We start from the raw sequence: 25,716 nt of genomic DNA on the forward strand, positions 1-25,716 counted from the left end.
GGGTTAATAAATAGCCATTCTCTCAAACATTCATGTAGGAGGGGATGGCTTTTTATTGTAAAATAAATGAATCTTTGGAAAATAGCATTGACTCGTTCGAACGAAACATGATATAAACACAGTAAGAATTTTAGTACTTTAAAGCATACAAATTACAACAAAAAAGGAAATGCAGGAGGAATACTTTCATGGGTCAACGTAGCAAAATAATAGACTGTACCATCCGAGATGGCGGATTAGTTAATAATTGGGATTTCAGCGTAGAATTTGTTCAAGACTTGTATAATAGTTTAAGTGCAGCAGGTGTTGAATACATGGAGATTGGCTACAAAAACTCTCCAAAACTACTGAATGCGACTGAGCCAAATCCATGGAGATTTCTAGACGATAATTTCTTGAAGGAAATCTTCCCTGAAAAAAAATTCACAAAGTTTTCTGCTCTAGTGGATATTGGTCGTGTAGATCCAAATGACATTTTACCTCGTGAACAAAGTGTTTTGGACATGATCCGAGTGGCATGCTATATCCGTGAAGTAGATAAAGGGTTAGAGCTTGTACAAATGTTTCATGATTTGGGTTATGAGACTTCACTTAATATTATGGCTTTATCGAGTGTACCTGAAAAGCAGCTTACGAAAGCATTTGATATGGTGAGGGAAAGTCCTGTAGATGTTGTATATATCGTGGATTCCTTTGGAAGCTTGGATCCAACGGATATTGAACACCAAGTGAAAAGATTTCAAGAGTTAATTCCAAACAAACAGCTCGGAATCCATACCCATAACAACATGCAGTTAGCATTCGCCAATACATTAGCGGCATTGCAAAACGGGGTTACATACCTGGATTCATCTGTTTATGGCATGGGTCGTGCGGCGGGTAATTGTAACACAGAACTTCTTGTTAGCTACATACAAAAACCAAGCTATGAACTGAAGCCAGTACTTGAAATGATTGAAAAGCACATGCTCGAAATGCGCCAAAAATGGGAGTGGGGTTACATTATTCCGTATATGATTTCTGGTGTACTGAATGAACATCCACGTGTCGCCATGGCCTACCGTGATAGCGCCGATCGTGATAAATTTGTAGATTTTTATGACAAGGTAACTTCACCCGAAGCCTCTATTGCACCAGCAATGAAATAGGAAATACAGTAAAAAGCACCTCACTTGTTTGAGGTGCTTTTTTGTGTATGGGTATCTGCTAGAAATTGCCAGGGGGACGGTTCTCCCGGTCCAAAAAGGCCGGGAGAACCGTCCCCCTGGTTTCCCGCAAGACTCCTATGTTCATAAATGATTGATAAATCCCAAATAAGAAGTAAAAACTATGTCATCAGGCATAATCTTAGGGAGGTAAACAAATGAGGTGGAAAGGAAGACGGCAAAGTACAAACGTTGAGGACCGAAGAGGCATGGGCATGGGTGGAAAAACGGTGATTGGAGGGGGGATAGGAAGTATTGTCGTTATTCTCCTTTTTGCACTGCTGGGAGGAAACCCTGGAGATTTAATGAACAATACTCCAACTACGAATGGTTCGAACACAAACGCTCCTATGAATGTATCCTCCCAAGAGGAGGAATTGGCGGATTTTGTTTCTGTAGTCCTGGCCGATACAGAGGATGTGTGGTCTAATCAATTCGAGAAACAAGGCATGGTATACGAAAATCCAAAGCTCGTTTTGTTTAGGGACAGCGTTCAATCCGCATGTGGAGCAGCGAGTTCAGCTGTAGGACCGTTTTATTGTCCGGGTGACCACAAACTTTATATTGATTTAAGTTTTTATCAGGAACTAAAACAAAGATTCCAGGCACCTGGTGACTTTGCAATGGCATATGTAATCGCCCATGAGGTAGGACACCACGTCCAGACCCTTCTACATAGCGGAGACGAAGCTTCACCAGCCGAGAAGCAGACCAATGAGTATTCAGTCCGATTTGAATTGCAGGCAGACTACTTGGCTGGTGTTTGGGCCCACTATGCCGAAGGGAAGGGCTACCTTGAAAAAGGTGACCTTGAAGAGGCACTTAATGCGGCAAATGCGGTCGGAGATGATAATATCCAGAAAAAATCACAGGGGTATGTTGTTCCCGAAAGTTTTACACATGGAACCTCCGAGCAGAGGGAGAGATGGTTTAATAAAGGCTTCAAAAGCGGAACCATAGAGGGTGGAGATACCTTTCAGGCGGCAGAACTTTAACTAGGTAAACGCAGCTTTCTAGCTCTGGAGAACTATATTTCAAAATCAGTTCAATTCACACTTTACTTATTGGATTAATTGGAGTAAAATTTAGAAAATTCATAGCAAATGATGATTTGCCGATTGGACATCCAAAGGCTCCTGTACGCATACGCGTAAAGGAGCCTTTTTTATTTTCTAAAACTAGAAAGGGGTTGCGGAAGAATGAACATTGATCATTTTGAAGCATTTATGTATGTAGTACATTTGGAAAGTGTTCATAAAGCAGCTGAAGCTCTATATTTATCACAGCCAACCGTTACAGCGAGAATAAAAACTTTAGAACGAGATCTTGGAGTCGAATTATTTTTGCGAAACGGAAGAAGTTTGACAATATCTGAGGAAGGAAAAGCATTTATCCCATATGCAGAGCAAATTATTCGTACCTATGATCAGGGGAAGAAACTATTGAAGAAGGATGATAATCCTGAAGAAATTGTCATTGGGGCAAATATTATTACTTCACAATACTTTATTCCTTTTGCCCTTCCTTTCTTGAAGAGAGCAAATCCCCAATTACGATTTAAATTTTATTCAGCGACAAATGATGTGCTGCTCGAAAAACTTCTTCACAAGCAAGTGGATATCGCCTTTATGAAAGATGTTTCTCATCGTGGTATACAAAAGCATGTGCTTCTAAATAATTCTGTCCGGTTGGTCGTTTATCCTGGACATCCCTTTCAATTTCAAGAGAATTTATCTGTTCAGCAACTAGCCAGTGAACCCATGGTGTTTTTTGAATGCGGCGCTTTTGACTGGAATCGGATCCATAAGTTATTTGAAATGGCAAATGTTAGTCCGCGCATAGAATTTTTAGTCGACCATCTTGAAGTTGCAAAATCTATTATTCTAAGTAGAAACGGCATAGGGTTTTTACCATACCTATGCATAAAGGAAGAGCTTGAAAGTGGCATGCTGATTGATGTAGATGTTTCTCATATTCTTCAAATAAACCAGCAAATATTTGCGGCACATTTAAATAATGGTTTTGTGTACCCCGAGCTTTGGAATGATATTCTTCGATCTGTTAAAGAATTTCAGAAGGAAGAAGATCCTGTTTATTGATAAAATTTTTTAATGTAAAGATTAGATTTATCTATCAGCTAACGTATTGCCATTACAATCTTCTCGGTGATAGGATTAAACACAATAAAATAACAAGCAATGATTTCTTGGTGTAAGAGGGAAAAGTACAGCTTTAATTCCCACTATTCAAGTGTGTAATATTGGATATAAAGAGAGAGGATGATAAGAATGACAACTCAAAATAGTAATGATGTGAGGCTATTTGTAGAAACAAAAAAGGAAAACTCCTTCCGAACAAGTAAATATCTTAATTTGCCAGATTTACAGTTTTTTAATTGGTGCAATCGACAGTATCCGGTTAACCGAGGTGTTTATAATACGATTGATCAATGGTTTTACGAGTATGGAATTGTCAATGTTCATTATCGTAGAATTCAGATTTTGGCGTTTTTGGATTTTGTCAAAGACGAGATGTTAGAGGAACAACCTAAATTTATCCGATTTGGTCATGGAGGTCTCTCAAAAAGGCTAACTGAATTTATGAATGATTATGGGCAAAGCAATGTAATTCCACTAAAGAAAGCAAGTAAATCAAATAGATTAGAGATCAATTGATAGATTTTTTTAATTATTATTAAATATTTTCCTATCAAGGAAATCATTGCCAGTTTGTTGTTTTCGATGATAGGATGAGAATTAATAAAAAACATACTTTTCACATCAATTAGGTCGGAATAAAACTTGGAGGAGAAATAACATGAGCTATAAGCTAAGTATTTTAGATCAAAGTCCCATTTTTCCTGGGAGCACTGCTTTTAATGCTTTACAGAAAACCGTTCAATTGGCTCAAAAAGCAGAAGAATGGGGCTACTCCCGTTTTTGGGTATCAGAGCATCACCATACAGATCAATTGGCAGGTTCCTCTCCTGAGGTATTAATTTCTTATATATTAGCTCGAACGAATAAGATTCAAGTAGGCTCAGGGGGGGTAATGCTTCAGCATTATAGTCCTTATAAGGTGGCTGAAAACTTTCATGTCTTATCCAATCTTGCTCCGGGAAGAGTAGATCTTGGGATTGGCAAAGCACCAGGTGGTCTTCCATTATCAACAAAGGCGCTCCAGTATGGCACCGTTAATGATGGAAAGGACTTTTCTGAACGGTTATCTTTTTTAAGTGAATTAATTGAAAATTCCGTTGATGAGGAACACCCTCTTACTGGAATTCAAGCAACACCGATTCCTCAGAAAAAACCTGAAATTTTTTTACTTGGTGCAAGTGTTAATAGCGCTCAGCTTGCGGCTAATCAAGGGATATCATTTGTATTTGCAAAATTTATCAATAGTGATGATAAGGTATTGAAACAGGCGGCTAAAGTGTATCACGAAGGTTTTCCAAATGGAAGATTCATCATCTCATTAGCTGTTATTGCTGCTCCAACTCAATCAGAAGCTGAACAACTGGCAGGAGACAGAAAAATAGTTAAAGTCCATCTTCAGAGCGGTCGCTCGGTAACTTTACAATCTATTGAGCAAGCAGAAGTATTTGGTAAGCAGGCAGGCGAACCATTTGAAATCACAGAACAAAAAGCAGACATTGTTGCTGGAACTCCTATTTATGTAAACGGAATTTTAGAAAAACTTCATCGAACGTATCAGGTGGATGAATTTATTATACATACACCGGTAGAAAAAGAAGAAGAAAGAATTAAATCATTTCAGTTGTTAAGCCCTCGTAACACGAATCGAAATTCGGGAATAGAGATTAGAGAAGAGTACCCATATATTGCAAGTAAAATCTTTTTAAACCAGTGAGCACTGTTTAATTAAGGATGTATTGTATTTTAATTCCGAGTATTCAGGTATAAATAATTAGAAAAATTTTAAATTGCGATGTAAGATGTAAGACTTCCATTTTAGAAAATTGTAGAAATTGAGAAGGGGCGTTGGATGTGAAACTAGTAAATTGGACTAAGGTAATATCGATCTCAATGGCGTTATTGCTTCTGTTATCTGGATGCGCAAATAGTACTGGTACAAAAAATAGTTCAGCAGAAAAAAACGAAAAGGTCGAGGGACAACCTAAGCAAGGTGGGGAATTAACCTATGCGCTCGCAACATCTCCCGATTCACTTGATCCGCATCGAAGCGGTTTAGCCGTTGCGGTTCGTGCCTTCAGAACGATTTTTGATAGCTTAGTAGTTCAGGAGCCTGATAACTCCATCAAGCCGTGGCTTGCTAATGAGTGGACAGTATCAGAGGATGGAAAAAGCTATACGTTTAAACTGCGCGAAGACGTAACATTTCACGATGGAACCCCATTTAATGCCGAAGCAGTGAAATATAGCTTTGACCGAATTATTGAACCAAAAACACAAGCTCGAAATTCGGTAGCACTTCTTAGACCGTATGAATCATCAGAAGTACTGGATGAGTTTACAATCAAAATTAACCTCTCAACACCATCCTCTGCATTTTTAAGTAATTTAAGCCAGGCAATGCTTGGGATTGTCTCACCGACAGCTGCAGAAAAATATGGGGATCAGTTTGGTAAAAATCCTGTAGGAACTGGACCATATAAGTTTGTCAGCTGGACAGAGAATGCAGATATTGTTGTTGAAAAAAATAATGATTATCAATGGGGTCCATCCATTGTAGAAAACAAAGAAGCACCATACCTTGATAGGATTACTTTTAAAATCATCCCAGAAGAAGCAACGCGTATTGGCAGTGTACAAAGCGGGCAAATCCTTGCCGCAGAAACTGTGCCGCCGCAAAATATTGTTTCTTTAAAAAATGACCCGAAGAATCAATTATTACAAGTAAACACAATTGGATTGCCATACACACTGTTTTTTAATCAAAGAAAAGAACCATGGAATGATGTAAGAGCCCGTAAAGCTGTACAGTTTGCTGTTGATGTTGAGGCGATTGTAAAAACACTTTACTTAAACACCTATTCTCGAGCATGGTCGCCACTTACACCAGGTATTTTAGGCTATGATAAATCCCTTGAAAATAGTAACTCGGTAGATTTAGATAAGGCCAATGAACTCCTTGATGAACTTGGCTATGTAAAAGGTAAGGAGGGGATCCGTGTAAAAGATGGAAGGCAACTAACATTAAATTATGTGGATGGAACTCCTAACCGCGAGAAGAGAAATGATATTGCTGTTATTATTCAGCAACAATTAAAAAAGATCGGTATTAAAGTGGAAATAAATATTACAAAAGATATCGCTTCAATTGTTCAACAAAATGCTGATTATGATTTATACGGAAACAGCCAAGTTAATTCTGATCCCAATGCATTACGAGCCTTTTATCATACAACTACCCCACAAGAAGAGGCAACGATAAAAAGGCTAGGGGGCGGATCTAATCCAGAATTAGATCAATTATTGGAGGAAGGGACAGTAGAATTGGATCCGGCAAAACGTGCAGATATCTACAAAAAAGTGCAGCAAAAAATCATTGATGAAGCATGGATCATTCCAATTTATGTATTCCCTTATACAGTGGCAGCAACTAAAACTGTAAACGGGATAAAGTTTGATCCATTAGGCTACCCCTTGTTCAATGATGTAACGATTAAATAATGTAGAAATGGAGCTGATAAATGTGGCATTTGCCAATAAGATCCTTTTGAAAATCTCGACTGCATTGGTATCCATTTTAGGCTCACTCATCCTTGTTTTTTTCATAATCTATTTGCTTCCGGGGGATCCAGTGCTTTCCATGCTGGATCCCGCGACTGCCACACCTGAAATGGTAGAAAATTTACGCAAGGAATTGGGACTCAATCAACCGTTTTATGTGCAATTCACAGAGTATTTTACAAATGTCCTTCATGGTGATTTTGGTCAATCTTTAGTTAACAGCGAACCAGTCCTGCCAAAGATCTTAGAACACTTTCCGGCAACGCTTGCTTTAACTATTGCAAGCGCAGTATTATCTGTGGGAATTGGGGTAACATTTGGAGTGTTATCGGCAATCTACAGAAATAAGGGGATAGATTTTATTGCTAGATTAATTGGTTTATTTGGTATTTCAATGCCAACATTTTGGTCAGGGATTTTACTGATTCTTATTTTTTCCATCTATTTAAACTGGTTTCCAGCTATGGGCTCCGATGGCTGGGCAACACTAGTGCTGCCATCACTATCTCTTGGATTTGTAGGTGCAGGTTTAATCATTCGAATGGTGCGAAATAGCATGCTGGAAGTGATTAATGAGCAATTTATTATCACTCTTCGTGCAAAAGGACTCTCAGAAAGGGTTGTTATGTATCGTCATGCACTTCGCAACGCACTTATTCCTGCTATTACCATTATCGGTTTAAATATTGGTGAACTCATGGCTGGTACGGTTGTGATTGAAACTGTGTTTTCAAGGCAGGGTATTGGCAGGATTGTTGCCGATGCGATTATGGCTAAAGATTTACCCGTGATTCAAGGGGTCGTTTTTTTCAGTGCCATTGTTTATGTAATTGTCAATTTCTTAGTTGACTTATCCTATGCGATTATTGATCCACGAGTACGCAGGTCTCACTAGTTAGTAATCAATAAGGGGGGAGAGAAATCATATGAAAGAAATGGTGAATGCTGAAAAAGTGCTGCGGGTTCCAATATGGACTTTAACAAAACAGAAGCACCCCTTTTCTGCCTCAAAACTATTTTTATACATTGCTGTTATTATTGTTTTATTTATCATCGGATGTGCTTTATTTCCCAAGTTAATCGCGCCCTATTCTCCAACCTATATGAATACAGAGCTGATTTTAAGTAAACCAAGTGGTGCACATTTGTTTGGAACAGATTACTTTGGGAGAGACGTGTTTAGTCTAGTCATTTATGGAAGTCGGGATTCTCTCATTATTGGTGTTGCGTCCGTTCTTATTGGCAGTATCATTGGCGGGAGTATCGGGGGATTCGCTGGTTATATGGGAGGTATTGTTGACGTTATCTTTATGAGGATAATTGAAATTTTGATGACAATACCTGGTATTCTTCTGGCATTAGCCATTGCTGCTGCCCTTGGTCCTAGTTTATTAAATATCGTCTTAGCTGTTGCAGCTTCATCGATACCTGCATTTGCACGAGTGATGAGAGGACAAATGATGAGTATTAAGAAACGACAGTATATAGATGCCTCTCGATCTATTGGTACACCGAGCTGGGAGATTTTCCTCTGGCATATCCTCCCGAATTCTTTTTCTCCACTTTTAGTAATGGGGACGATAGGACTTGGAACCTCAATTTTAATTGGTTCAGGGTTGAGCTTCTTAGGTCTTGGGATTATTAAAGAAATTCCTGATTGGGGAGCGCTACTCTCACAGGGACGAGGTTATTTAACAGTAGGCTGGTGGATTTCAACATTTCCAGGTTTAGCCATTACTCTTTTTGTTCTAGCAATCAATATTATTGGAGATAAACTCCGCGATTCCTTTGATCCTAAAACAAGCAGCACGAGATAAAGGGGGTAGAAAAAAATGGAGAAACTACTTGATATTCAGCAATTAAAAGTTGATTTCACCAAAAAGGTTGGCGATGTTACAGCAATCAAGAATGTCACAATGCACATTCAGGCGGGTGAGACTGTTTGTATAGTTGGGGAATCTGGTAGTGGTAAGACAGTTACCTCTAAATCGATTATGAGGCTCATAGATTATGAAAATGGAAAAATATCGGGTGGAAGCATAGTGCTGGATGGGTTAGACCTAACACATCTTACGAATAAAAAACTTCGATCTATTCGTGGGAAAAAAATAGCAATGATTTTTCAAGAACCAATGGCGGCTTTTGATCCTGTATTTACAATTGGAAGCCAAATCATTGAAACGATTCTTGCACATAAGCAATCTAGTAAATCAGAAGCAAAAGAGAGAGCTCTTTATTTATTAAAACGTGTGGGTATATCGGCTGCTGAGATACGCTTTAACCAATATCCAAATGAGTTGTCAGGAGGTATGCTGCAACGGGCTATGATTGCGATGGCTCTTGCTTGTGGTCCAGACCTCCTCATTGCAGATGAGCCGACAACAGCCCTAGATGTTACCATTCAAGCGCAAATATTACATTTGCTCCAGGAATTGAAAGAAGAAATGGGGATGTCCATTCTGTTAATTACTCATGATATGGGTGTTGCAGCAGAAATGGCTGACCGAATTATAGTGATGTATGCCGGAAGTATTGTAGAGCATGCAAACGTCAAGGATTTGTTTGAAATGCCTCATCACCCCTATACATATGGGCTATTGCAATCAATAACAACATTGGATAGTGATAGGAGTAAAGAGCTCTATTCGATTAAAGGATCTATTCCAGCTTTAAGCGATTTACCTACTGGATGTGAGTTTCATCCACGCTGTCCTTATGCGTCAGAACGTTGTTTTATCGAGGCACCTCCATTAGTAGAGGTGAATAACCGCCAGACCGCATGCTGGCATGCAGAGGAAATAGTAGATAAACATATAAGAGAACAAAGTGTAGTAGAAACAAAAGAAAAAGTGCCAATTCAAAAAGATTTTTTTCCAACTGATTCTAAACATTCCCCTGAAACCTTGTTCGAGATTCAAGGGTTAAGTAAATATTATCCAATTGGGAACAATGTATTTTCTCGTAATCAATCATATATAAGAGCAGTGGACAATGTGTCATTCACGATTAAAACAGGTGAGACATTTGGTCTAGTCGGAGAATCGGGTAGTGGTAAGTCAACATTGGGCAGAGTTCTTTTACAGTTAGAAAAACTAACTAGCGGAAAAGTATTTTTTCAGGGGCAAGATCTGTCAAAACTGAGTTCAAAAGCATTACGCGAAAAACGGAAAGATATGCAACTAATTTATCAAGACCCATATGGTTCTGTTAATCCACGCTGGAGGGTTGGAAACATTATCGGTGAACCGCTTCAAGTTCATGCAAACTCCAGTAAGAAAGAAAAACAGGATAGGGTTCAGGAGTTATTAGAGGTGGTTGGTTTAAATAAAAGTGACTATGAACGGTATCCACATGAATTTTCAGGAGGACAGCGTCAGCGTATAGCAATTGCCAGAGCTATTGCCCTTAATCCTCAGTTTGTCTTAGCGGATGAAGCTGTTTCTGCATTAGATGTTTCTGTACAGGCACAAATCGTGAATTTATTGCAGAATTTACAGAGAAAGCGGGAATTAACCTATTTATTTATTGGCCATGGCTTAAATATTGTAAGGCATATATCTGATCGTATTGGTGTCATGTACTTAGGTCAATTGGTTGAAATGGCATCAAGTGAAGAATTATTCCTACATCCTGCCCATCATTATACAAAAGGATTAATTGAATCAATCCCAATTGCCAATCCAACCCGCCCTAGAGAACGGATTACCATTCAGGGGGAAATTCCATCTCCGGCTAATCCCCCAACTGGGTGCAGATTTCATACCCGTTGCCCAGCAGCAACTGCACGATGCCGTGAGGAACAGCCTATTTTTAGGGAGATTCATATAGGGCACTGGGTTGCCTGTCATGATCCAGTTTAACTTAAATGAATTGCTCGTAATGGATAAGTAATCGGAGGTGTTACAATGAAATTTGTATTGTTTGATTTAATGGGAAACCATCCAAACGGTGTAACAGGTGAGGTATTAACAGCACAGCAAAGAATACAGCATGTAATCGACCAGGCTGTTTTTGCTGAATCTCTAGGTTTTGATGGATATGGCGTGGGTGAGCGGCATGGTGCACCGTTTTTGTCTTCTTCACCAGCAGTGATGTTAACAGCCATAGCTGCCAAAACTTCAAAAATTCGATTGCTGCCAACGGTATCTGTTTTAAGTGTTCTTGATCCAGTGCGTGTAGCAGAGGATTATGCTACTCTCGATCATCTTTCAGGTGGTAGGTTAGAGTTGATGATTGGTAAAGGAAATGACCCGCGTCATTACCCATTATTTGGAATTAGCGAGGAGGAGCAGTGGGAGTCTTTAGCTGAGCGGTATAGACTTCTAAAACGATTGTGGAATGAAGAAAATGTCTCTTGGGAGGGGAAGTATCGTCCATTATTAACGAATGTAACCACCCAGCCAAGACCATATCAAAAACAGATTCCAATTTGGCATGGAAGTGCATCAAGTCCATTATCCACTGAGCTTGCTGCGAAGAATGGTGAACCGATTTTCTCATCTAATACGTTTCATCCAATGGCTAAGTATAAAGAATTAATTGATCATTACCGTGAAAGACTCGAATATTATGGCCATGATCCTAAGAAAGCAGTTGTTGGTGCAGGTGCAAGAGGATTATATTTGGCAAGAACAACAGAGGAAGCCATGAAACGTTATCGTCCATATTATGATATTTTTATGGGCACAGAGGCCTCAAAGTTCAATCAATCACCATTTAAGGACCTAGAAGATCACATTCAAAAAGGTTCTGCTTTAGTAGGAAGTGCGGATCAAGTGATAGAGAAGATTCTAAAATATCATCAAGCATTTGGACACCAGGTACAAAGTATCAGTGTTGAAGGATTAAGTAAAGAAGAACAACATGAGCAGCTCGAAAGATTTGCTGAGGAGGTTATTCCAGTACTTCGACGAGAAATTCCTAGTACGGTTTGGGAAAACGAACAACCGACATTGATATAGGAAGAAGTACTTTAATAAGGCGGATAATAAAAAATAGATAGGATGGCGGGAAGGAGATTTCAATGAGTAATCAAGGGCAAACCATGCATCTTAATTTATTTTTATATAATCAGGGACATCATGAGGCTTCTTGGCGTCATCCAGATGCACTCCCTGAAAAAATGATGGACTTCACATACTATAAAAAATTAGCTCAAAAAGCAGAAATGGCTAAATTGGATTCAATTTTTCTTGCTGATCGTACTTCAACATCACCTAATGCGGTTGAAAATGGATCACTTGTTTCTTTTGAACCAACCACATTATTATCAGCTTTAGCGTCTGTTACGGAACATATTGGGTTAATTGGAACCGTATCAACTAGTTTTAATGAACCCTATAATGTGGCTCGAAGGTTTTCTTCCCTTGATTTCTTGAGTAATGGGCGCGCCGGATGGAATATCATTACTTCTGGAACCGATGGTGAGGCTCAAAATTTTAATCTTGATACCATTCCTGATCATACCTCTCGCTATAAAAAAGCAAAAGAGTTTTTAGAGGTAACCATGAAGCTGTGGGATAGTTGGGAAGATGAGGCTGTAATAATAGATAGAGAGAATGGAATTTTTGCAGACAGCCAAAAAGTACACGAAATTCATCATGATGGGGAGTTCTTTAAAGTTCGTGGACCGTTAAACATACCTAGGTCCCCACAAAAAAGACCAGTTCTCATTCAAGCAGGGAGTTCTGAAGATGGAAGGGAATTTTCATCCCGATATGCTGATGCAATATTTACCTCTCAACAAACGTTTGAAGATGCTTGTATGTTTTATAAGGATGTAAAAGAAAGAATAGCCAGGAACGGAAGGAATCCTAATCAAGTCAAAATATTGCCGGGAATTAGTTTTATTATCGGTAATACAGAAGAAGAAGCCAAGGAAAAGGAAGAAGAGTTAGCACAATTCATGAATTTTAATCACAGTTTACTTCAGCTTTCGAATAGGTTTGGAGTGGATTTAACATCTGTTTCATTAGATGAACCGTTGCCCAATCTTCCTGATATTGGAGAAATACAAGGTCATCAAAGTCGTACACAATTAATCGTCCAATTGGCTCAAAGAGAAAATCTTACTGTTAAACAATTGCTGATTCGCTTAGGAGGTGGAAGGGGCCATTATACAATAAGCGGGACACCAAAGAGAATTGCAGATGAACTTGAATATTGGTTTCTTAATGGAGCAGCTGATGGATTTAATCCCATGCCACAAGTAATGAATCGTGATTTCGACCGATTTGTCCATTTTGTAATACCAGAATTGCAGCGCAGACAGTTATTTAGGATGGAATATTCAGGAAATACATTGAGAAATCACTATGATTTGCCAGTTCCAGTTAATCAATTTATACCTAGTCACTAATCCAATAATAAACAAACGGTCTTCATTAATCATTTATGAAGTACTTTTTTATAATATTAATTCCTAGTAAAATAGTAGGTTTGGTTGAGGATTGTTGGGTTTTTAAAAGGAGGGTTGGCCATGAAGTCGCTGTTAGTTATTGGAGGAGATCGTATTGGTAATATTCTTAAAAATTTAGAAGGGGAGGGATTCGGGGAAGTAATCCATTTAAATGGACGGAAAAAAAAGATGGTTCGCACAGATATACCAAGAAAGGTAGATTTAATCTTAGTGTTAACAGACTTTATTAACCACAATCTCACAGGAGCCATAAAACGAAAGGCACAAGAATCTGGGATTCCGATTTGCTTTTCGAAGCGGTCTTGGTGTTTTATTCGTGAGGAGATAAAAAGAAGTCAAATATATGTTAATAAATAGCTTGCTGTTGTAGTAATTTCTAGAATTTCGTTCAAATTAATCAACTATTTCGTTTGATAGATTTTATGAATCAATACAATATATTTTTCTATCAGGTAAAGTATGGAATCCCTATTCTTTACGTGATAGGATAAATCACAAGAATATTTAAAGTATTCCCATCGAATAACTTGGAATTAAAAAAGGAGGATATTCAATGTCTACTCAAAAAAAATTGAAATTTGGCGCTATTATTCATGGGGTGGGAGGAAATATTGCTGGTTGGAGACATCCTGATATTCATGCGGATGCAAGCGTGAGTTTGGAGTTCTATACCAATCAAGCACAAAAGGCCGAAGAAGGAAAGTTTGACTTAGTTTTTATTGCCGATGGCTTGCATATTAACGAGAAATCGATTCCGCACTTTTTAAATCGTTTCGAACCACTAACGATTTTGTCTGCCCTTGCAGCCGTAACTTCAAAAATAGGACTTGTGGGAACACTGTCTACTTCCTATAGTGAACCCTTTAATGTTGCAAGACAATTTGCATCACTCGACCATATCAGTAATGGCCGGGCTGGCTGGAATGTTGTTACTTCTCCCATAGAGAAGACGGCATTAAACTTTAGCAAAACGATCGAAGAACATCCTGATCATGCGAAAAGATACCGAATTGCTGCAGAATACTTGCAAGTTGCTAAAGGACTTTGGGATTCTTGGGAAGATGATGCATTTGTTCGAAATAAAGATACCGGGGTGTTTTTTGACTCAGATAAATTACATCAATTAAATCACAGAGGGGAATTTTTCTCCGTACAGGGACCACTAAACATTGGCAGATCCAAGCAGGGCAGACCATTAATATTCCAAGCTGGTTCCTCAGAGGCAGGAAAAGACCTTGCCGCTAGAGAAGCGGATGCTATTTTTACAGGTCATCCAACATTATCAGCTGCGCGAGAGTTTTATCAGGATGTCAAAAACAGAGCAAATGCATTGGGACGTAATCCAGATGAACTCGCAATCCTTCCAGGGATTGCACCAATTATTGGTACGACGGAGGAAGAAGCTGAAAGAAAATATCAAGAAATCGCAAATTTAGTATCAATCGATAAAGCTCTTGATTATCTAGGCCGATATTTCGAGCATCATGATTTCTCACAATATCCTCTCGATGCACCGTTCCCTGAACTAGGAGATTTAGGTAAAAATAGCTTCCAAAGTCATACTGATCGAATTAAACAACAAGCGAAGGCACATAATTTAACACTTCGACAAGTTGCATTACAAGAGACAACACCAAAGCCGACATTTATTGGAACCCCTGAAAAAGTGGCTGATCTCATTCAGGAATGGTTTGAAGGTAATGGCGCTGATGGGTTTATAATTGGTTCCGCGGTTCCAAATGGATTGAATGATTTTGTGGACTTTGTAGTGCCGATTCTTCAAAAACGAGGACTATTTAGAACAGAATACGAAGCTGAAACATTACGTGGTAACCTAGGAATTCCTTATCCAGAAAACCGTTATGCAAAAAAGGTGACAACCCGTTGATAAAAAAATGAGTAATTGCTACAAGAATTTCTGCCGACTAGTCAACTAGAGGCTCTCTATTTAAGATTTTTTCAATCTTGAATGGAGAGCCTTTTTAGATAAAGGCTGTGTTAAAGGAGACTGTTGATTTTAGAACCTGTTGATTGGAGCGGAAGGCGCTTGACTCCTCGAAAATGCTATCGCATTTTCTTCGTGCGTGGGCAGATTCGAGGATGTAAATCAATGTCCTGCGGGATGAACGAGCTGAGTGAGACCCCGCAGGTGCGAAGCTGTAAGGAGGCTCACGGGCGAGCCCTTTGAAAGCATAGCGCCTGGGGCGCAAATCAACAGCAAATTTAACACAGCCTAGATAAAAAAAACAAGAATTATAAATAGGGAGGATTTAAAAAAGATGGGAAAAGAATTATCGGTTGTGGTTTGGGCTAAAGAAGGTTGTCACTATTGTGGTGAGGTAAAGCAATATTTAGAAGATAAAGGGTATAAATACGAAACGATCGATGTTACTCATCATGATGAGCGCAGAGATATTTTGGAGGTTAAGTATGGAGTCAGACATGTACCTGTAGTTGAAATTGGCCAGGGTGAGGTATATGAAGCGGTAACGAAAGTAGGAATTGAACATCTTGAAAAAGCATTAGCCAAAGTTTACGAAGGTGGTTTTTAAGATGAAGAAAAAACTGATAATGGTTATTACGATCCTGTCAGCTCTACTAATTAGTGCATGCGGTACTCAAGAAACTTCAAATAGCAGCTCTAGCGCTAAAGCTGGAGACAAGAAAGTCCAAAAAATAATAGTCGGAACAGGGACGCAGTTTCCTAATGTTTGCTTCATTGATAAGGATGGAAAGTTAACTGGATATGATGTTGAATTAGTGCGAAAAATTGATGAAAAGCTGCCTGAGTACGAATTTGAGTTTAAAACAATGGAATTTTCTAATCTTTTATTAAGCTTAGAAACAAATAAAATCGATTTTGTTGCCCACCAAATGGAAGTAAATGAGGAACGCCAAGAGAAATTTCTCTTTAATAAGGAACCATATAATATCTTTCCGCTTCACGTAACGGTTCATAAAGATAACAATGACATTCAATCGATTAAAGATTTAAAGGGGAAAAAGGCTATTGTTAGTGCCACTAGTAATTCAGCTGTTTTCCTAGAAAAATATAACAAAGAGAATAATGCAGGAATTGAAATTGTTTATGCGGGGAATGGACCTGATTCTACGATAAATCAATTAAAAACAGGTCGGGCAGACGCAACAATCACGACACCATTTTCTGTCGATTTCAGTAACGATGCCGTAGATGCACAGCAAAAAGTAGTAGGTGAGCCGCTGCTTAATTCAAAGGTTTTTTTCCTTCTCAGGAAAGATGAAACACCATTACAGAAAAGAATTGACGAAGCACTGGTTGAATTGAAAGAAGAAGGAGTAGTGAGTGAATTGAGTAAAAAATGGTTAGGGGCTGACTATACCGTTAATTTTTAATATGTGGGAGAAGCGTTTGGGAGGTTTGAAACAAAATGGGGAAAGCATTTGATTTGATGTTAATAATTGAGTTTATTCCGACACTTATTCAATACTTAGGAATAACTCTACAGATATTAGCCGCATCTATTATTCTAGGACTTGTCCTCGGTATTGCAGCAGCGATACCGAGGCTGTTTAAAATACCACTTTTGAAACAATTAGTGACAATATACGTTTCATTTATTCGGGGAACTCCAATATTAATACAATTATTCCTTGTTTTTTATGGTCTGCCAGCCATTCTCATAATATTATTTTCTATTGATATTACAAGGATGGATGCTATTTATTTTGTCATCATAACTTACTCAATTAGTAATGGTGCTGGATTTTCTGAAATTTTTCGAGCAGCGATTCGAGCAGTGGATTACGGTCAGACCGAAGCAGCCTTTTCTGTCGGGATGACAAGCAGACAGAACTTTTTCCGAATCGTTCTTCCGCAGGCTGTTAGGATTGCATTTCCGAATATGGCAAATTCAGTGATCGGTTCCTTAAAGGATACTTCTCTTGCTTTTACCATCGGAGTGATGGACATGATGGGAAGAGGAGATACCCTAATTGCTGCAACTGCACATGCCCTTGAAGTTTATCTCTCTCTCTCTATTATTTACTATATTGTCGTCTTATTGTTTGAAAAAATATTTAGCAAACTAGAAAAATATTTCAATCGTTATCAGAAGGCTGATGTAACAGCCATTGCTTAGGAAGGAGGATCGCTTACATGACAATTGATATTCCATTTATTTGGGTAGCTTTTAAAGAAATTATTAAGGCGCTTCCTATTACTCTCATCCTAACGATTGTACCCTTGCTGGCCGGATTTATATTCGGCATTGCGGTGGCTCTCGTTCGAATATATAAAGTGAAATATCTCTATCAGATCGCAAATGGCTATGTGTCCTTTTTCAGAGGAACACCCATTATCATGCATATTATGGTCATTTATTTTGGCTTCCCATTATTACTCGATCAAATTTCACTCAGGTTTGATTTAGGTATTCAAACAAATAAAATCCCGATTATTTTGTTTGTATTAATAGCCTTAACATTGGCTGCTGGTTCGTATTTATCTGAAATTATCCGATCTGGTATTATCAGCGTTTCAAATGGGCAAATGGAGGCTGCTTATTCGGTTGGGATGACAAAGTTTCAGGCGATGATCCGCATTATATTACCACAGGCTTTAGCTCAATCTATCCCGAATTTCACGAATATTTTTGTTGGCTTTTTACACACTTCATCAATAGCTTTTCTTGTATCTCAGAAAGAAGTAACGGGGGCTGCTAATATAGTCGCTTCGGTTAACTTGAAATTTCTAGAAGCCTTTATTGCCGCAGGTATCATCTATTGGGGCATTACGATTCTAGTAGAAGGGATATCTTTTTTACTTGAAAAGAAGGTGACTGCTTATAATCGAGGAGGCGTGTCATGATTTATTTAAAAGGTATCAAAAAGTCATTTAATCAGTTGCCAGTATTAAAAGGAATTAACTTGAAAATCGAAAAAGGGGAGGTCGTTACCATTCTTGGTCCAAGTGGATCGGGCAAAACGACGCTGTTAAGATGCCTCAATTTCTTAGAAAAACCAAATGCAGGAATGGTTCAAATAGGTAATATTATCGTGGATTCAGAAAAGGCCACAAAAAAAGAAATGCTCGCCATTAGAAAACAATCGGCCATGGTTTTCCAGCATTATAATTTATTTGCCCATAAAACAGTGGTAGAAAATGTGATGGAGGGGCTAATCGTGGCCAAGAAGGTAAAGAAAAAGGACGCAAGACAACAAAGTGAAAGAGTGCTAGAGAAAGTGGGTTTAAGTGATAAACTGCATCACTATCCTTCTCAGCTTTCAGGCGGGCAGCAACAAAGAGTTGGGATTGCTAGAGCATTAGCGTTAAATCCAGAGGTGATTCTTTTTGATGAGCCTACATCCGCACTTGATCCTGAGTTAGTTGGAGATGTTCTTTCCGTAATTAAATCCATTGCACAAGAAGGTATAACGATGGTGGTTGTCACACATGAAATGAGTTTTGCAAGAGAAGTATCGAATCGGGTGTTGTTCATGGATGAAGGAGTAATCGTCGAGGAAGGCACTCCATTGGAAATTTTTCATGCAGCAAAGGAGGAACGTACCCGCCGGTTCTTACAACGAATTTCTAGTGAATCTTTTTTTACACCGCTGAAAGAACAGGTGAATTAATAATCAATCATAGGGAGGAAGGTGAATGTTTTGGTGACAAACCAAATCATCATTGATGAGTTAAAAGAAGATGAAAAGGAACAGGTAAGGAATTTATTAGTAAAGAGTTATCAACAGTATGAACATTCCTATAAAAATCCCGAAATCTGGAAAACGTATTTAGAAAATATTCAGGCCTCCGTTGATAATCCTGACGTAGATAAGATACTAGTGGCAAAAAGTAATCAGGATATCCTAGGAAGTTTGCAGCTTTTTCAAACCTCCGAAAAGGCATATGCAAAGCCAGAACTAGAAATTTTTTCTCCCATTATTCGATTGTTAGGTGTTCATCCTGAAGCAAGAGGGCGTGGTGTAGCACAAGAGCTATTAAAAGCTAGTGTTACCTACGCAAAGGAGCTTGGAGCAACAAGCTTGTATTTGCATTCAAGTGATAAAATGCATCAAGCCATTCGGCTATACGAATGGTTTGGTTTCAAACGAGATCAAACCAAGGAATTTCAAAATCAAGAGATATTAGTAAAATGCTTTCGATTCGATTTATAGAAGGAAGTGAGGTTATGAATCGAACTGAATTAGAATCGCACCTCATTTCGATAAGGCGTCATTTACATCAATATCCAGAGTTATCAAACGAAGAATTTGAAACAACGAAGTCCATTAAAAAATGGCTGCAGGATGAAGAAATTGATATTCGCAGGACTGGACTGTCAACAGGTGTTGTTGCAGAAATTAAAGGTGGGAATCCTGGACCAATCGTTGCCATTCGGGCAGATATTGATGCTCTTCCGATTGTGGAACAAACAGGTTTTCCATATTCCTCCAAAATCAAAGGAAAAATGCACGCATGCGGTCATGATTTTCATACGACAGCGGCCATTGGTGCGGCCTATCTTTTGAAAGAAGCTCAAGCTGTGTTAAATGGAACAGTTCGGATTATTTTTCAGCCAGCAGAGGAATCAGGCGGTGGTGCTCAAAAGGTGATTAATGATGGTCAGCTCGAGGGAGTAGAAGCCATAATTGGACTTCATAATAAACCAGATCTGCCTGTGGGGACAATTGGCTTAAAAGATGGACCTTTAATGGCGGCAGTCGATCGATTTCATATTGTTCTCAATGGTAAAGGAAGCCATGCTGCAATTCCGCAACATGGAAAGGATCCCATTGTAGCGGCAGGCCACCTTATTACTGCTCTTCAGTCTGTTGTTAGTCGCAACGTGTCTCCTCTTCAAAGCGCTGTATTGAGTGTGACGAAAATCGTGGGCGGCAGCACATGGAACGTTATTCCAGACGATATCATCCTTGAGGGGACCGTTCGAACTTTTGACAATAAGATTCGTGAAGACGTAAAAGCAAAATTTTATACAATTGTTAAATCAATTGCCACAGCTTTTTCACACGAAGTTGAAATTGGCTGGTTTCCAGGTCCACCACCACTGGATAATCATAAGTCGGTGACGGAGATCGCGAGGTATGCAGCTAAAAAGCATTCCTTAAAAGTAATTGATCCGGAACCATCAATGGCCGGTGAGGATTTCTCCTACTATCTTTATAACGTCCCTGGGACATTTGCATTTTTCGGTACAAACGGAAACGAGGAGTGGCACCATCCCGCATTTACCCTTGATGAATCGGCTATTATTAAAGCCGCATATTTTTTATCTGAAGTTTCAAGAGAATTATTAAATAGACCTGTTACTAGTTTACGAACCTAAAGATTATTATCCATACGAAAACGATGTATTTATTAAAACTATAAATAGGAGTGATTCGGATGGGAGAAATTCTTCGGAATGCTGTTGAAAATAAGCGCAAAAAATTAATAAAAAAACTGATTGCTTATAATGTATATAAGAATGAAGATAAACATCTTTATGAGTTATCACTAACGGACCTAGAAAATGAATATAGAAAATTTAAATCCCTTAGTCATCCCCATAGTGATATTGGGTCAATCAAATTAACTGATCATAAATCAAACAAAAAGTAAAATCAGTTATGATTTAGATTTAAAAGCCAAAAATAGACTAGTTTCTTCATTAATATTTAATAAAAATCAGGCTCCGTTCTTTAAATTTTGCCTTCAAATAAAACTTAATTAATTTCACGAAAAGAGAGAAATCTAAATAAAGTTTCTCTCTTTTTTTGTAGTGAAATTCGAGATTTCTAGTTCAAAAATCTTACATAAACTAAATTCCAAGAGAGATGTATGTTATAATTCTATAAAATTAGAATATTAAAGCAAGGAGTGAATACAATGATAATTCGAAGTAAAGCCGATGTTGAGCAGTTTTGCGAGAGGTTTGGTGACCTGGCCATCTGGGATGGTTCGAAGCACTACATCGCCTTACAAGATGAAGAAAACAGCGGCACACTTACATTTATGCAATATCCAGATGGCACACTGACTGCCCATAGGAAATACCAAACGTATTGGGACATAAATGAGCTTCCAGTTGATAGTAAAGATATATGGCGGTATAGAAAAGTTTTAAATAGTTACTTGAGAAATATTAATAATTAACGAAGGTGACTCTTTTTTCGGGGTCGCTTTTTTCATTTTTTTTAAATGATATTGTAATAGTATTAATCTCCATTTATCTATTAAAAAACAAAATACTTTAATTTTATGCATTAAACCATACATTTAAGAAAAACTAAGCAGATAGTCAAGATATTATGGAAAAGCAGTTTAAAGAGGTGAGACTAGTGGTTGTAACAAATCCGACAGAGTATGAAATATATCTTTTTCACGAAGGAAGTTTGTTTGAGAGTTATAAAGTTTTTGGCGCACATTCTGAAACCCAAGGAGGAAAAAAGGGTACTCGCTTTACTGTTTGGGCTCCCCGAGCTACCCAAGTACATGTTGTCGGGGATTTCAATAAATGGGATAGTAGTTATCATGAAATGACGAAACTTAATAAACAAGGAATATGGTCACTTTTTATTCCGGGGCTGCTAGAAAATGATATTTACAAGTATCAAATTAAAACAGCTGCCGGTGATACCATCCTTAAATCAGATCCGTATGCATTTTATTCAGAAATCAGGCCAAATACCGCGTCTATTATCTATGACTTGGAAGGATACAAATGGCAGGATCAAAAATGGTTTCAAAATAAAAAAAAGAAAACTGTTTATGAAGAACCCCTTGCCATTTATGAGGTACATTTAGGCTCTTGGAAGAAAAAGCGTGAAGAAGAGTTTTATACATATAGGGAGTTAGCTGATGAGCTGATCCCATACGTACTTGAACATCACTTTACACACATAGAACTTTTACCTCTAGTTGAGCATCCCTATGATCGTTCTTGGGGATATCAAGGAACTGGATACTATTCTGCAACAAGTCGATATGGTAATCCGCACGATTTAATGTATTTTATTGACCAATGTCACCAAAGTGGAGTTGGTGTTATTCTTGATTGGGTCCCGGGACATTTTTGTAAGGATGCCCATGGTTTGTATATGTTTGATGGACAGACTACTTATGAATATGAAGATGTTTACGTAAAAGAAAATCCAATATGGGGGACAGCGAATTTTGACTTGGGAAAAGGTGAAGTGCAAAGCTTTTTAATTTCTAACGCCTTATTCTGGATCAAATACTATCATATTGATGGATTTCGGGTAGACGCGGTTGCCAATATGCTTTACTGGCAAGCCGGTGGGGAATCTCAAAAGAATGAATATGCGGTTAGCTTCTTAAGAAAGCTGAATGAGGTTGTTTTTGAAGCCGAACCTAATTTGCTCATGATAGCTGAGGATTCGACCGATTGGCCGCTTGTGACAAGACCCACCTCTGAAGGAGGTTTAGGCTTTAACTATAAATGGAACATGGGTTGGATGAACGATATTTTAAAATATATGGAAGCAGAACCGCAGAACAGAAAGTATTTGCATGATAAAGTAACCTTCTCTATACTGTATGCTTTTACAGAGAACTTCGTCTTACCTCTATCGCATGATGAGGTAGTTCATGGGAAAAAATCACTGCTAAATAAAATGCCAGGAGATTATTGGCGAAAATTTGCACAGCTGCGTCTTCTATTCGGGTACTTAATGACACACCCTGGAAAAAAGCTGTTGTTTATGGGTGGAGAGTTTGGTCAGTTTGATGAATGGAAGGATTTAGAGGATTTAGATTGGGAGTTACAGGATTTTGAGATGCATCGTATCTTAAATGATTACTTTAAAGAATTGATGCAGCTATATAAACGTTCCAAAGCGTTGTGGGAGCTTGACCATACTCATGAAGGATTTGAATGGATTGATGCAGATAATAAAGAACAAAGTATATTCTCATTTATAAGAAAAGACAAAAAGGAAGACACTCTTATTATCGTGTGTAATTTTACAGAGGTCGTTTATGAGAACTACAAAGTTGGGGTACCTTCTCACGCTTTTTACAATGAAATTTTTAATAGTGATCGCATTCAATATGGTGGTTCTGGTCAGGTGAATCATAAGAAAATTAAAGTGATTGAAGAGCCGTTTCACAACCAGCCATGTCATCTCGAAATGACGATCCCGCCGTTTGGGATATCCATCTTACGACCAGTTAAAACCAGAAAGGGGACGAATAGCAATGGTACAAAAGAAGTGCGTAGCAATGTTGCTAGCAGGAGGACAAGGTAGCCGTCTCGGTGCTCTTACTAGATATATTGCAAAGCCTGCTGTTTCATTCGGTGGCAAATATCGAATAATAGATTTTCCATTAAGTAACTGTACAAACTCTGGAATTGAAACTGTAGGTGTATTAACGCAGTATCAGCCACTGGTTTTAAACTCTTATATCGGGATCGGTGCGGCTTGGGATTTAGATAGAAGTAATGGCGGGGTTACAGTATTGCCTCCGTATGCGGAAACCTCTGGCGTGAAATGGTATAAAGGCACTGCCAGCGCGATTTACGAAAATATTAATTACATAAAGCAATACAATCCAGAATACGTACTGATTCTTTCTGGTGACCACATTTACAAGATGGATTATTCTAAAATGCTTGATTATCATATTGAAAAGGATGCGGATGTTAGCATCTCTGTTATAGAGGTACCGTGGGAAGAAGCAAGCCGTTTTGGAATTATGAATACAAATATAAACTTAGATATCATTGAATTTGAGGAAAAACCAAAATCTCCAAAAAGTAATTTGGCTTCAATGGGAATTTACATCTTTAATTGGTCTGTTTTAAAAACGTTTTTAGAGATAGACGATAATAATCCAGAATCCTCTAATGATTTTGGGAAGGATATTATTCCATTATTACTGGAAGAAAATAAAAAGGTGGTTGCGTATCCATTCAAGGGTTATTGGAAGGACGTTGGTACTGTAAAAAGTTTATGGGAAGCCAATATGGACTTATTAAATGAAGAAACTGAGCTAGATCTTTATGACCGAAATTGGAGAATTTACTCTGTAAATCCGAACCAGCCTCCGCAATATATCTCTACCACGGCTCAAGTAGAAGAGTCACTAATTAATGAAGGTTGTATAGTAAAAGGAAACATTAAGCATTCAGTTCTATTCCAAGGCGTAACGGTCGAAGAAGGAAGTGTGATTCAGGACTCCGTTATCATGCCTAATGCTCGAATTGGAAAAAATGTAGTAATTGAGAAAGCCATCATCGCTGAAGAAATGGTTGTAGAGGATAATACCATTATTCGTCCAGAAAAGAACAAGGACGATGTCATACTGGTTGCTGAGGATGTTTAGTAAAAACTCATAGGAAAGGAATACGATACTATGCCTCAATCTATGCTAGGAATTATTAATGCAACCCATGAGTTGGACACGTTTCAAAATTTAACAGCACATCGTTCCATAGCAGCACTTCCTTTTGCGGGACGATATCGTTTGATTGATTTTATGTTATCGAATATGGTGAATTCAGGGATTACGAGTGTGGCTATTTTCACTGGTCATGGGGTAAGGTCACTTATGGACCATTTAGGATGTGGAAAGCAATGGGACTTGGATAGAAAACGTGATGGACTATTTGTGTTCACACCTGATGGTAAATCTAAAAACGAGGAATTTGGATCCTTTTCACATTTAGCAAAGAATATCACCTTTTTCTTACGCAGCAGGCAAAAATACGTTGTGATAACAAATTGCAATATTATTGGGACTATAAATTTCAGTTCTGTTTTGGATCATCATATTGAAACAGATGCGAATATTACAGAGATTGTTCATAATGGAGAATCGTTGCAGACGTATATTTTAGAAAAAGATTTATTGCTCTCTTTATTTGAGCAATACAAAGATCAGGGCTATTACAGTATTTTAGATGTCATAAATGAGCGACTTGATAATTTTAAAGTTGAAAAGTATGAATGTACGGAATATATTGCAACTATAGACTCTCTCGATAGTTACTATAACCATAGCATGGATATGCTTAAGTCAACAGCCTATTATCAGGTATTTACGAAAGACGAGCCAATCTTCACAAAGGTAAAGGATGAACCTCCAACACGATATAAAATCGGTGCCAAAGTATCAAACTCTTTGATTGCAAATGGCTGCATGATTCAAGGAGAAGTGGAGAATTGCATTATTTCCCGTGCGGTAAAAATCGGGAAAGGCGCAGTTGTTCGTAACTCCATTATTATGCAAAAAACGCAAATTGAAGATAATTGTGTTCTCGATGGAGTCATCATTGATAAGGATGTTAAAATTGAAAGTGGTGTCAAATTAACAGGAACAAGAGAAAACCCTTATGTGGTAGAAAAAGGGACAGTACAAAAGGGGCGCTGA

General features: G+C 38.3%; 25 protein-coding genes. All 25 read left to right on the forward strand.

Annotated features, from left to right (window positions below):
• Positions 1-188: 188 nt before the first annotated feature.
• The 25 genes from QNH48_RS11160 (at position 189) to QNH48_RS11280 (ending at position 25,716) form a co-directional block, all read left to right on the forward strand.
• Positions 189-1,148, forward strand: coding sequence for an aldolase catalytic domain-containing protein (locus QNH48_RS11160; protein ID WP_283954950.1), 960 nt, complete (start codon positions 189-191; stop codon positions 1,146-1,148).
• Between the two features lie 215 nt (positions 1,149-1,363).
• The gene (gene ypfJ, locus QNH48_RS11165; RefSeq protein WP_283954951.1) at positions 1,364-2,200 is read left to right on the forward strand and encodes a KPN_02809 family neutral zinc metallopeptidase; all 837 of its coding nucleotides are present in this window, start codon (positions 1,364-1,366) and stop codon (positions 2,198-2,200) included.
• Positions 2,201-2,404: 204 nt separating this feature from the next.
• On the forward strand, positions 2,405-3,304 hold the full coding sequence (locus QNH48_RS11170) for a LysR family transcriptional regulator (RefSeq protein ID WP_283954952.1): 900 nt from the start codon (positions 2,405-2,407) through the stop codon (positions 3,302-3,304).
• A 189-nt stretch (positions 3,305-3,493) separates the two neighbouring features.
• Entirely contained in the window at positions 3,494-3,880 is a 387-nt protein-coding gene (locus QNH48_RS11175; RefSeq protein WP_283954953.1) for a hypothetical protein, read from the forward strand.
• A 142-nt stretch (positions 3,881-4,022) separates the two neighbouring features.
• Positions 4,023-5,078, forward strand: coding sequence for an LLM class flavin-dependent oxidoreductase (locus tag QNH48_RS11180; protein ID WP_283954954.1), 1,056 nt, complete (start codon positions 4,023-4,025; stop codon positions 5,076-5,078).
• Positions 5,079-5,254: 176 nt separating this feature from the next.
• Entirely contained in the window at positions 5,255-6,862 is a 1,608-nt protein-coding gene (locus QNH48_RS11185) for an ABC transporter substrate-binding protein (RefSeq protein ID WP_283955746.1), read from the forward strand.
• A gap of 22 nt (positions 6,863-6,884) precedes the next feature.
• On the forward strand, positions 6,885-7,817 hold the full coding sequence (locus tag QNH48_RS11190) for an ABC transporter permease (protein WP_283954955.1): 933 nt from the start codon (positions 6,885-6,887) through the stop codon (positions 7,815-7,817).
• A gap of 31 nt (positions 7,818-7,848) precedes the next feature.
• Positions 7,849-8,739, forward strand: a complete 891-nt coding sequence (locus QNH48_RS11195) for an ABC transporter permease (protein ID WP_283954956.1) — start codon at positions 7,849-7,851, stop codon at positions 8,737-8,739.
• Positions 8,740-8,754: 15 nt separating this feature from the next.
• Complete coding sequence (locus QNH48_RS11200) at positions 8,755-10,782, forward strand: ABC transporter ATP-binding protein (protein WP_283954957.1); 2,028 nt, start codon at positions 8,755-8,757, stop codon at positions 10,780-10,782.
• Positions 10,783-10,827: 45 nt separating this feature from the next.
• On the forward strand, positions 10,828-11,883 hold the full coding sequence (locus QNH48_RS11205) for an LLM class flavin-dependent oxidoreductase (RefSeq protein ID WP_283954958.1): 1,056 nt from the start codon (positions 10,828-10,830) through the stop codon (positions 11,881-11,883).
• A gap of 62 nt (positions 11,884-11,945) precedes the next feature.
• Positions 11,946-13,280, forward strand: a complete 1,335-nt coding sequence (locus QNH48_RS11210) for an LLM class flavin-dependent oxidoreductase (protein WP_283954959.1) — start codon at positions 11,946-11,948, stop codon at positions 13,278-13,280.
• A gap of 120 nt (positions 13,281-13,400) precedes the next feature.
• Positions 13,401-13,697, forward strand: a complete 297-nt coding sequence (locus QNH48_RS11215; protein ID WP_283954960.1) for a DUF2325 domain-containing protein — start codon at positions 13,401-13,403, stop codon at positions 13,695-13,697.
• A gap of 196 nt (positions 13,698-13,893) precedes the next feature.
• Positions 13,894-15,228, forward strand: a complete 1,335-nt coding sequence (locus QNH48_RS11220) for an LLM class flavin-dependent oxidoreductase (protein WP_283954961.1) — start codon at positions 13,894-13,896, stop codon at positions 15,226-15,228.
• Between the two features lie 391 nt (positions 15,229-15,619).
• A complete protein-coding gene (locus QNH48_RS11225; protein WP_283954962.1) occupies positions 15,620-15,892 on the forward strand; it encodes a glutaredoxin family protein in 273 nt (90 codons plus the stop codon).
• Position 15,893: 1 nt separating this feature from the next.
• Complete coding sequence (locus QNH48_RS11230) at positions 15,894-16,715, forward strand: transporter substrate-binding domain-containing protein (protein ID WP_283954963.1); 822 nt, start codon at positions 15,894-15,896, stop codon at positions 16,713-16,715.
• A gap of 35 nt (positions 16,716-16,750) precedes the next feature.
• Positions 16,751-17,461, forward strand: coding sequence for an amino acid ABC transporter permease (locus QNH48_RS11235; protein WP_283954964.1), 711 nt, complete (start codon positions 16,751-16,753; stop codon positions 17,459-17,461).
• Positions 17,462-17,478: 17 nt separating this feature from the next.
• Positions 17,479-18,189, forward strand: a complete 711-nt coding sequence (locus tag QNH48_RS11240; protein ID WP_283954965.1) for an amino acid ABC transporter permease — start codon at positions 17,479-17,481, stop codon at positions 18,187-18,189.
• A complete protein-coding gene (locus QNH48_RS11245) occupies positions 18,186-18,956 on the forward strand; it encodes an amino acid ABC transporter ATP-binding protein (RefSeq protein ID WP_283954966.1) in 771 nt (256 codons plus the stop codon). Before QNH48_RS11240 ends, QNH48_RS11245 begins: the two co-directional genes overlap by 4 nt.
• A gap of 33 nt (positions 18,957-18,989) precedes the next feature.
• A complete protein-coding gene (locus QNH48_RS11250) occupies positions 18,990-19,499 on the forward strand; it encodes a GNAT family N-acetyltransferase (protein WP_283955747.1) in 510 nt (169 codons plus the stop codon).
• A gap of 14 nt (positions 19,500-19,513) precedes the next feature.
• Positions 19,514-20,668 (forward strand): amidohydrolase, encoded by a 1,155-nt coding sequence (locus tag QNH48_RS11255; RefSeq protein WP_283954967.1) that lies wholly within the window; start codon positions 19,514-19,516, stop codon positions 20,666-20,668.
• A 59-nt stretch (positions 20,669-20,727) separates the two neighbouring features.
• Positions 20,728-20,943 (forward strand): Fur-regulated basic protein FbpA, encoded by a 216-nt coding sequence (locus QNH48_RS11260; protein ID WP_283954968.1) that lies wholly within the window; start codon positions 20,728-20,730, stop codon positions 20,941-20,943.
• A 267-nt stretch (positions 20,944-21,210) separates the two neighbouring features.
• Positions 21,211-21,477: a hypothetical protein gene (locus QNH48_RS11265; RefSeq protein ID WP_283954969.1), complete on the forward strand. Its 267-nt coding sequence runs from the start codon at positions 21,211-21,213 to the stop codon at positions 21,475-21,477.
• 155 nt (positions 21,478-21,632) lie between these two features.
• Positions 21,633-23,591 (forward strand): 1,4-alpha-glucan branching enzyme, encoded by a 1,959-nt coding sequence (gene glgB, locus QNH48_RS11270; RefSeq protein ID WP_283954970.1) that lies wholly within the window; start codon positions 21,633-21,635, stop codon positions 23,589-23,591.
• Complete coding sequence (locus QNH48_RS11275; RefSeq protein ID WP_283954971.1) at positions 23,542-24,669, forward strand: glucose-1-phosphate adenylyltransferase; 1,128 nt, start codon at positions 23,542-23,544, stop codon at positions 24,667-24,669. The genes glgB and QNH48_RS11275 overlap by 50 nt, the downstream gene beginning before the upstream one ends.
• Positions 24,670-24,699: 30 nt before the next feature.
• Positions 24,700-25,716 carry a GlgC family sugar phosphate nucleotidyltransferase gene (locus QNH48_RS11280; protein WP_283954972.1) on the forward strand — a complete coding sequence of 339 codons (1,017 nt, stop codon included), beginning with the start codon at positions 24,700-24,702 and terminating at the stop codon, positions 25,714-25,716.

The organism is Neobacillus sp. YX16 (assembly GCF_030123505.1).
Classification (GTDB): domain Bacteria; phylum Bacillota; class Bacilli; order Bacillales; family Cytobacillaceae; genus Neobacillus.